Annotated in this window: 9 protein-coding genes and 1 pseudogene; 1 reads left to right on the top strand and 9 read right to left on the bottom strand. The window is 60.3% G+C overall.

The window, feature by feature from the left end; genetic code table 11:
- From AC1DCM_RS17560 to AC1DCM_RS17550, 3 genes are all read right to left on the bottom strand, one after another.
- On the bottom strand, positions 1 to 179 hold a 179-nt coding region (locus tag AC1DCM_RS17560; RefSeq protein WP_477519180.1), incomplete at its 3' end, for a TMEM175 family protein.
- Positions 180 to 462: 283 nt separating this feature from the next.
- Positions 463 to 594: a hypothetical protein gene (locus tag AC1DCM_RS17555; protein ID WP_442019231.1), complete on the bottom strand. Its 132-nt coding sequence runs from the start codon at positions 592 to 594 to the stop codon at positions 463 to 465.
- Between the two features lie 232 nt (positions 595 to 826).
- Positions 827 to 1,039, bottom strand: coding sequence for a type II toxin-antitoxin system RelE family toxin (locus tag AC1DCM_RS17550; protein ID WP_442005907.1), 213 nt, complete (start codon positions 1,037 to 1,039; stop codon positions 827 to 829).
- On the opposite strand from AC1DCM_RS17550, the pseudogene AC1DCM_RS17545 reads away from it, so the two are divergent.
- Positions 972 to 1,287 (top strand): annotated as a pseudogene (locus AC1DCM_RS17545) (winged helix-turn-helix domain-containing protein); the annotation flags it as partial. The gene AC1DCM_RS17550 and the pseudogene AC1DCM_RS17545 sit on opposite strands and share 68 nt — an antisense overlap.
- Positions 1,288 to 1,411: 124 nt before the next feature.
- Here the strand turns inward: AC1DCM_RS17545 and AC1DCM_RS17540 are convergent.
- From AC1DCM_RS17540 to AC1DCM_RS17515, 6 genes are all read right to left on the bottom strand, one after another.
- Complete coding sequence (locus tag AC1DCM_RS17540; protein ID WP_442005908.1) at positions 1,412 to 1,630, bottom strand: hypothetical protein; 219 nt, start codon at positions 1,628 to 1,630, stop codon at positions 1,412 to 1,414.
- Positions 1,631 to 1,778: 148 nt separating this feature from the next.
- Entirely contained in the window at positions 1,779 to 2,648 is an 870-nt protein-coding gene (locus AC1DCM_RS17535) for an MBL fold metallo-hydrolase (protein ID WP_442003611.1), read from the bottom strand.
- A gap of 101 nt (positions 2,649 to 2,749) precedes the next feature.
- Positions 2,750 to 3,772, bottom strand: a complete 1,023-nt coding sequence (locus tag AC1DCM_RS17530) for a VOC family protein (protein ID WP_442003612.1) — start codon at positions 3,770 to 3,772, stop codon at positions 2,750 to 2,752.
- Positions 3,773 to 3,785: 13 nt separating this feature from the next.
- Positions 3,786 to 4,700, bottom strand: coding sequence for an alpha/beta hydrolase (locus tag AC1DCM_RS17525; protein ID WP_442003613.1), 915 nt, complete (start codon positions 4,698 to 4,700; stop codon positions 3,786 to 3,788).
- 128 nt (positions 4,701 to 4,828) lie between these two features.
- A complete protein-coding gene (locus AC1DCM_RS17520) occupies positions 4,829 to 5,827 on the bottom strand; it encodes a helix-turn-helix domain-containing protein (RefSeq protein WP_442003614.1) in 999 nt (332 codons plus the stop codon).
- Between the two features lie 159 nt (positions 5,828 to 5,986).
- Positions 5,987 to 6,391, bottom strand: coding sequence for a carboxymuconolactone decarboxylase family protein (locus AC1DCM_RS17515; protein WP_442003615.1), 405 nt, complete (start codon positions 6,389 to 6,391; stop codon positions 5,987 to 5,989).
- Positions 6,392 to 6,394: the final 3 nt, after the last annotated feature.

Below are 6,394 nucleotides of genomic sequence, written 5' to 3'. Positions count from 1 at the left end.
TGGTTGTTCCAGTAGATCCCGACATACACGAAGCTCAGAAGGTAGCTGAAGAGGGTCGGCAGAACTGCGGCCACGCCCTCCCATGTTGGCGTTTCCGGGGTGTGCAGCTCCAGGACCATGATGGTGATGATGATGGCCAGCACGCCGTCACTGAACGCCTCGAGCCGGTTCTTGTTCACAGGACCCGGTCCCGTCGCACGTGGCACTGCTTTCGGGCCACCCTGTCATCAGCCATAGTCGGCTCCTCTGAAGGTCTGCACTGTAGGGCGACACGCACCCGGTGGCTAGAGTACACCCGGTAGGTGGCGTGGCCGCGGCAACCCAAGACGCAAGCAGGGGAGGGCGTCAGCGTGAAAGGGGCAGCGTCACGGTCCCGGACGACGCCTTCGCCGCCGACCCTGACACCGGTCCCTCTGCTGCCATTCGCTCGTCCAGTTCAGGCCGAGCAGGTGGAAGGCACCCTTATTCGAAGGCAACGCTGTCGAGGGGCATCGCCTCGTAGATCCAAGCGGCAATCGACTGCGTGAGTTGGCATGGCCGGGCATCCTTCAAGGCCGCGGCATCAAAGTCCAGATATCCGACGCTAAGGGCCATGCCGATGAAAGCATGTAGAGCGGGAGTCGCGCTCTGCCAGCAAGGTTGCTATGTGGTGGCGTGACGAAGCCGCGTTATCAGCTCGGCCGATGGTTTCCCTCACCGTCGGCCCACTGACGCACCAGTTTCCGGAACTCTTATGGAATCCTGTTTCGCCGTCAGCCCGCCATGGGCGCCCAGTTAGATGGTGGTGACTCGTCAGGCTGACATGAAGCGCCAGGGGCTGCCGGCGTTAGTGCTGGTAGATGTCTCGGCGCTGGCCCATGGCAAGGACAAGGACGACGAGTTGTGCGTCCTGGATCTCGTGGATGATCCGATAGTCACCGGTGCGGACGCGCTTATCGCCGTTGCTGCCTGTGAGTTGCTTGGCATCGGGCGGCCTTGCCGTTTCGGCCGGATCCCGTACGGCAGTCCTGAACGGGAATGAACTGAGGATGACACGCACTGAATTCGACCTCCTGCTTGCCCTCCTTACGACCGGCAGGATTGTGCGGACCAAGGCAGATCTGGCGCGGCGTCTGCGAAATGACCTACGACGTCGACAGTTACGTCAGCGATGCGGATGAACGCGCCGTTGAGGTGCATACGGGCAATTTGCGCAAGAAGCTTGGCGACGGCAGCCAGAACCCGCGCTGGCTCGAGACCGCGCGCGGCGTTGGGTACCGGTTCGCGCCGCTGGCTCAGGGCAACTGACATGCGGGCTTGATTCGAGTTGATTCCTCAAATTTCGCCCCAGAGGGGAAGGACCGTACTCGGCCCGGTCCACTGGCCGTGAGATACGAGTCCGAAGAATTCGCCCGTCATGTAAGGTTTTGGCTCACTTCTTGCTACCGGTCAGCCAAGCGTCCAGTTCCTCATTAGTGGCGGAGTGAATCAGTTGCACTAGGGCCCAGTTGCCCTGATGATTCGGCGCCCTGCGGAGGTGGTCCTCCCAGTCTTCGGCGTATTCACGAAGAGCGGCGATTAGATCAATGGTCGCTTCTTCCGACGTCGTCTCCTCGGCTGCCAGGGCAAGCCGGGCAGGAACCTGGCCCAAGCCCCGTCCTCGTTGACTACCTGCGCTTTTGCCAAAACGTTATTCACTAAGAATTCCTTGAACAATCTGGTGTTCACCACAGGGGGAGTCCTACGATGCTCAATTATGGACGAAAGTCCGCCGCTCGTGTGCAGGAGTGCTCAACGCGCTAGGCGGCGTGAGCCGCCTTTGCTGCCGCCCACGCGGAGCCAGGATTAGCGCGGTTTGGATGCTTTTCGAGGATGGCGGCATATAGCTCGGCGGAGGTTGTGGTGGCTTCGCGCAACACGTCAAAATCTTCAAGGTAGGACAACGTTTCTGCGATATCGTCCGGGTCATCCGGGTAGTCGCTGTGTTTATGCCCTGCCACCACAGCCCTGGCGCCGAGTCTGGACAGTTGCTCAAGTGCAGATCGCCAATTGTCCCGCGATAAGGGAGTAGTCTCCGCGAGGTACGGGTGCGTGTGGTTATAAACAACGTCACCGCCGACGAGCAAACCCAGACTAGGTACCCATACGGCCGTGGTGTCTTCGGTGTCTGTGAAACCCGTTGGAATGATTTGGAGTTCATGGCCATGAAGCTCCAGGACCGGCGAATCGATAACAGTGGGCAGTTGCAGCGGAGACGGGATCTCACCGGGGAACAGCATGCCCCAGAATTCCGTCAGCATTGCAGGCGAGGCATGCTTCCTAGCCTCCCGGACCGTTCCGGAGGTTGCGACTGCAGTGGCTTCCCTATACCGGCGGAGCAACTGTCCGATGCCGAAGAAGTGATCCCCATGCCCATGGGTGGAGTAAATTCGAACCAAGTTGCGGTCGAAAGAGGCGACCCACTCGACCAGCCTCTCGTTTTGTGCCGCCGTCGTGAAGGTATCGATCAAGATCGCGTCACGGGAGCCGTAGAGCAGGGTTGACGTATTCGTTACCCACTGAAGATCGGCAGGCCCATACGGGAGGTCTCGGGTAAGAGAGGGGCGACGGTCGACGAGAACGGCATACTTCAAGCTCTCGTCTTCGCTTTGAGGTAGCTGCGTGATCATTTTTCTCCTTTTGGAAGAACCGAGGCTGGCTATCATCTGGATCTCTCAGCCACCCGACGGAACCGCAGTTCCGTCGGGTGGCTGAATGTCGCAACTCGTTTCTACTTATTGCTGATACCCAGACGCTCGGATGCCTCCGGATAGGGAGTCCAACCATCAATCGGTTGGACCATCTCGAACCGTAGGCCTGTCTGCTCTCGGGCGTCCATCACCAACAAGCGGGTGGGCGCCTCTCCCATGCCGAATTCGTGGAACGGCACGTCCATATCGATGAGTGCGGTGGCTCCCATGCCGACCATTCGCTGTTTGACCGCTTCCACATCGTCCACATAGAACGTCACGTTATGAACGCCAGGGCCGCGCTCCTCGAGCTCCTCGTACCACGAGGTGGGCTGGCCCAAGATAGTTGGCGGAGGTTTCAGGATCTGAAAAACAATGTTTCCGACCTTGGCATGAAGGATAGGTCCGAATCCGAATGCCTTCTCCAGATTCTCGGAGATCTCCTTTTCCACCCGCTCCGCCCCAAGGCAATCGCTGAGGAACTCAAAGACCGCTTCCGGGTCGGGATGAACGATCTCGAGATGGAGGAGGGCCTGGGCGGTGGGTTGGTCGGTGTTGGTTGGTGGTGTGGTGTCGGTTCGTCCTGGATAGGGGTTCCAGCCGGGGACGTTAGGGCATAGTTCGAATCGGAGGCCGGTTTGTTCTCGTGCATCCATGACGAGGAGGCGGGAGGGTCCGTCGCCGAGGCCGATCTCGTCGAAGGGCACGTGAGTGTCGATGATCTCGGTGGCACCCTTGCCGAGCATCCGTTGTTTGACGGTCTCGACGTCGTTGACGAAGAAGGTGACGTTGTGGACGCTTGGTCCGTGTTCGTGGAGTTGGGTGTGCCAGGTCGGAAGGTTGGGTCCGGGGGTGAAGATCTGGAACACGATGTTTCCGACCTTGACGTGCTCGCCGACGACCCCGAAGGTATTCGAGATGTAGTCGGCGATCTCTTTCTCAACTCGCTCGGCACCGAGGCTGTCGCGGAGGAACTCGTAGGCGGCGACCGGGTTGTGGTGGACGAGTTCGAGGTGGACGAACTCGAGGGCGGTGGGTCCGGGTGACGTCGTTGTCTGGGACATGATTCGTGGCCTTTCAGTGCCCGGTGGGGAGGTGTTCGAGGAACCAGTCCCGGGCGGCTTGGGAAGTGGTGTCGAAGTTGGGTCCGGTGTAGGAGTCGAAGTGGCCTCCTGGGATCGGGACCAGCTTCTTGGGCTGCAAGGCTGTTTCGTAGGCCGCGAGAGCGATCTGGCCGTCGGTTACCCGGTCGTGAGGTGCAACGATCATCAGCAGCGGGGTGGGCGAGATCGCGGGGATCCACGACTCGACGTCGTAGCCACGCACGAACTCGACGGACTGCACGGTGAGTTCGTTGCGCCAGGACGGGGCCCGGTCGGCGTGGGTGGTGAACCATTCGTAGGAGTCGCGGTGTCCCAGCGCGGCGTGCCCGGCGGGGTCTTCAGTGACGACGGGCATCATCGTCGGTGCGGCGCCGCTCATCCGGGCGAGTCGTTCGCCGGCGAACGCGGCGTCGGTCGGTGCCCAGTGGTCGATGCGGATCTGGCTGGTGAACGATGCGGTGCCTGAGATGGCTGGGACCTGGGTGACGACGGCTTTGACCCGGTGATCGGTCGCGGCGACGACGAAGGCGTGCGAAGCGCTGTAGCTGGTTCCCCAGAGGCCGATGTGGTCGGCATTGACATCGGGACGGGATTGGGCGTAGGTGATCGCGTGCTGGGTGCAGCGGATCTGCTGCCACGGGTCGATCTCCTGACGTGGCGTACCCGGCAACGGGTCACTGGCCCCGAATCCGGGGTGGTCGTAGACCAGGCAGCTCAACCCGGCCGCCTGGAACACCTCGGCGTAGTGGTCGAGCCACATCTCTTTGACTGCTGAGAATCCGTGCGACAGGACCACGCACGGCGCCTCACCGCTGGAGTCGTCGGCGGGGTAGAACCAGCCACGCATTGTCGCACCTTGTGCGGTGAACTCGATGTCTTCACGGGCCACAGAAATTCCTCCTTGATTTGTTACGGCTTGGTGAATACATCTTCACTGGCGGCGAAGGTCGACTTCCTGCATTTGCGTGCCAGGTTCTGGCCTATCTGTGCCAGAACCTTAAATCGAAAATCAGCACGTCAGGATAATGTCGCGGCGGAGGTCCGGTAATCCCGGGGCGCGCAGCCGTACTCTGCGCGGAAGGCACGAGCGAAGTGGCTGGGATCGGAAAAGCCCCAACGTACCGCGATATCCGCGATTGAACCGGCTCCAGCGGCGAGATCCCGACGCGCCCTAGCCAACCGTCGTGCTCGCACGAACGCTCCGACAGTCTCGCCGGCCTCCTCAAAGACCCTATACACTCCGCGAACCGACATCCCGTGAGCGGCAGCGATCGAAAGGGCTGTGATGTCCCCCGACCGAAGGCGCTGCTCGATCCAGTCCTTCATCAGGGCAATTGGCGGCTCAGTTGCTCCTCCGTTTTCCGCAGTGACGTGGTGGCGGGCCGCCGGAATTAACAGCTCCAAGGCCGCACTGCGTGCCGCGCGCATTTCGGAGGCGCTCAGCCGGTCAAGCGTCCGCGCCAGCAACGCGAGGTACCCGGTAAACAACTCAGTGGCCGGTGCTGTGCGGTCAAGGAGTAGCGGTCGGAACAGGAAGTTCCCGCCACTCGTTTCCTCCAGTGCGATCAGCGGGATAATAAGTGTCTGTTTGATTTGTGGTGAGTGGACCTGAAACCGGATCGGCTGGTCGCTGCGCCACACAACAGCATCGCCTGGGCGCATGTCGAACGTTGCGTCGCCCACAACCAGCGTTTCGCTCCCTTCGCGCAGGACCGTTACACCGAGGTATGGGTCCGCTGCCCGAGCGGCCCGGCGCTTTCCTCGCATGCCTTGGCAGGGATCACAGCCAGCCTCAACAAGGGCAAGATCCTGGATCCAGCGGCGGCGGGCCCAGGACTGAAACGACGCTGCCGTCCAGGTTGCGTCGATACGCACTGCCATGTCTACAAGTGCGGTCGATAAGAACTCTTCAAAAGTGGCCTCCCTTTTGGATGCATCAACCTCAGTGAGATCCCAGTAGCCATCTGCACCAGGGGCAGGCAGCAATCGCTGCGGAATGTCTTCAATGACAGTCATGCCGATTCCCTTCCTTTTTCAAAGCTCGATACAACTGAGGCAGTCTCACAACCGTCCAACGAGAATAGGTAACGCACGAGTGACTGGTGGGGTCACGGGGTCGAATCACGTTAGAGATGGGAGACGAATGGCTTTGGCACGGCCCGCGTCCAGTGGTTCTCAGCCGTTGTTCTCGGCGTTGTATTGGATGATGGTCCGTTCGGCAACACGGAATGACTCCAAGGCGGCTGGAGCCCCGCAGTAGACCATTGCCTGAATCAAGACTTCTTGTATCTCCTTTTCGGTGACACCGTTGTTGAGTGCTCCGCGGACGTGCCCGGCGAGTTCCTGGTTTCGGTTCAGGGCAGTCAACATGGCGAGATTCAGCATGCTGCGCGTTCGCAGATCCAAACCCGTTCTGGTCCAGATCCTTCCCCAAGCAAAATCTGTAACGAGTTCCTGAATGGCCCGCGAGAAGTCACTTGCTTCCTCAAGAGACTTTTGGACATGTTCTTTCCCCATCACTTTTTCTCTCAGGGCGAGGCCTGATGTGGCAGCGGTCTGGGTTGCGTCGAAGTTCGTCAATTT

It is taken from the genome of Paenarthrobacter sp. 10N417 (genome assembly GCF_056394745.1).
This window is presented reverse-complemented; position numbering and strand designations above follow the sequence as displayed.